Source organism: Neobacillus drentensis (assembly GCF_036962765.1).
Classification (GTDB): Bacteria; Bacillota; Bacilli; order Bacillales; family Cytobacillaceae; genus Neobacillus; species Neobacillus drentensis_C.
Window position 1 is genome coordinate 18,225 of record NZ_JBALOS010000004.1, and the last position, 2,585, is coordinate 20,809.

General features: G+C 35.5%; 2 protein-coding genes. Both read left to right on the plus strand.

Going from position 1 to position 2,585, the window contains the following annotated elements; genetic code table 11:
• The first annotated feature begins 25 nt into the window (after positions 1–25).
• Positions 26–1,441: an amino acid permease gene (locus tag V7137_RS01635; protein WP_335696459.1), complete on the plus strand. Its 1,416-nt coding sequence runs from the start codon at positions 26–28 to the stop codon at positions 1,439–1,441.
• A 185-nt stretch (positions 1,442–1,626) separates the two neighbouring features.
• Positions 1,627–2,585: histidine kinase dimerization/phospho-acceptor domain-containing protein (locus tag V7137_RS01640; RefSeq protein WP_335696457.1), on the plus strand; the 959-nt coding region annotated here is incomplete at its 3' end.

Consider the following 2,585-nt stretch of genomic DNA (forward strand, 5'->3'; position numbering starts at 1 on the left):
ATATAATTTTATGGAGGTAAAAGCAATGAATTTATTTAGAAAAAAGTCAATTCAGGCTCTCATACAAGATGCTGGACAAAAAGATGTAGTCTTAAAGAAAGATTTAGGAGCATTTGATTTATCCATGCTTGGAATTGGGGCTATTATAGGGACAGGAATATTTGTATTAACAGGAGTGGCCGCTGCAGAACATGCAGGACCTGCACTTATATTATCTTTTATTTTATCAGGGCTCGCGTGCGTATTTGCTGCTCTATGTTATGCAGAATTTGCTTCCACTGTTCCAGTATCGGGTAGTGCCTATACGTACAGTTATGCTACCTTTGGCGAGATTATTGCCTGGATTTTGGGATGGGATCTAATTTTAGAATACGGTCTGGCGTCTTCTGCTGTTGCAAGTGGATGGTCAGGGTATTTACAAGGACTTCTTGCAGGTTTTGGTATTCATTTTCCAAAAGCATTAACAAGTGCTTATAATCCAGCAAACGGCACATTTATCGATGTACCGGCAATTCTTATCGTTTTAATTATTACATTTCTATTAACACAGGGTGTTAAAAAATCAGCTCGCTTTAACACGATTATGGTAATTATTAAGTTGGCAGTTGTTGTATTGTTTATCGCTGTAGGTGCTTGGTATGTAAAGCCTTCCAACTGGACACCATTTATGCCATTTGGTTTCTCAGGTGTAACAGCTGGTGCAGCAACTGTATTCTTTGCTTATATAGGTTTTGACGCTGTCTCAACTGCAGCAGAAGAAGTAAAAAATCCGCAAAAGAATATGCCAATTGGTATTATTGCATCTTTACTAGTTTGTACCGTGTTATATATTATTGTTTCTGGAATTCTAACAGGTATCGTTCCTTATCATGAATTAGGTGTGAAAAACCCTGTTGCATTTGCTCTTAATTACATTCATCAAGATTGGGTGGCAGGCTTTATCTCCCTTGGTGCGATTGCAGGTATCACTACTGTATTATTGGTAATGCTTTATGGACAATCTCGCTTATTCTATGCGATCAGCCGTGATGGGCTATTGCCAAAAGTATTTTCCAAAGTAGATAAGAAGAAGCAGACACCAATGGTGAATTCATGGATTACTTGTTTACTAGTATCGATTTTTGCAGGATTGATTCCATTAAACAAACTTGCAGAACTAACAAATATCGGAACATTATTTGCCTTTATGACGGTTTCGGTGGGAATTTTATATCTACGTAAAAATAAGCAAGCACCTAAAACTGGATTCCGTGTTCCGTTTGTACCGTATATTCCAATCTTAGCCTTTGTATTTTGTGGATATTTAGCACTTCAGTTACCAAAAACAACATGGATTAGCTTTGGAGTTTGGCTTGTCATTGGTTTAATCGTCTATTTCGGATATGGACGTAAACATTCAACCTTGAATAAGAATGCCGTACAAGTGAAAAAAGCTAGCTAGCAGGAAAAAGAACGAATTGATTGGGCTTACCTATGGTAAGCTCTTTTTTTGTGGATTTTATCGAAAAATGTCGAAATTCATTAGGGTTTCAAAAATGATGTCATTTGCTTGAAGGAAAGATGATAAAATAAGAGCAGGATTTTATCATAAAATAATTCACGTTGATCAGATTAAGGAGAAACTACATGCAAGATAGCATCAGGAATCCAAAACTTATTTTTGAAGAACGGAAGGCAATCATTCTATTTTTATGGTTGTTTAATTTATTGTATTATTCTTTTGAAATTTTCTATTATTGGATAAGGCCTAATATAAATATGCGAGCAAGTATTTTTGATACAGATGAGGTTGGTCTGGGTGTATGGTTATATATTCTAATCTTTTGTATGCTGCCACTTGCCATTTATTTTATTAAAAAAGGGAATCCTTACATAGTAAAATACGTCTATATTATAGGCTACATTGTGATTGTTACGATTGACAGCCTGATGACATATTTGGGAACAACTGCTTCATATGGCTCTGGGAATATTGTTGAGGTTTTATTTATCCTTTTTTGTCCTATTTTCGTGAATAAAAATTATAATTATTTCTGGGTAGTTTCACTAGGGATGATTGGGAAAGAAATATTATTAGGGGTAATATTGCAAGATTTAAACGTTTTAGTTCCAACTGTTATATACATTATCTTGTCTTTGATCGCCTATATTTTATTAATCCGTTTTCATTCATATATTAAAACGCTGACTACTGTCTACGAAGAACTACGGCACAAAGAAAAGCTTGCAGTGATTGGTCAAATGGCTGCAGCCATTGGTCATGAAATTCGTAATCCCTTATCTTCCTTAAGGGGGTTTACACAATTACAGCAAGAACGATACCCAAACACCAATGATTATTATCCCATTATGATTCAGGAAATTGACAGGATCAATTCGATTGTTAATGATCTGATGTATATTGGGAAACCGAGAGTTATCAAATTCGAAAAAGCAAGTATTGAAGAAGTAATTGCCTATACGCTTTCCATTACGCAACAACAAGCGGAGAGACAAGGCGTTACTGTAGAAACCATAATGGCAGGTCCATTGCCGCCACTCGAATGTGATGAAAAACAATTAAAGCAAGTGTTTATTAATTTGAT

What these genes read in the sequence shown, in the direction of transcription:
- V7137_RS01635 (WP_335696459.1), top strand. Translation starts at nt 26, where the DNA reads ATGAATTTATTTAGAAAAAAGTCAATTCAGGCTCTCATACAAGATGCT.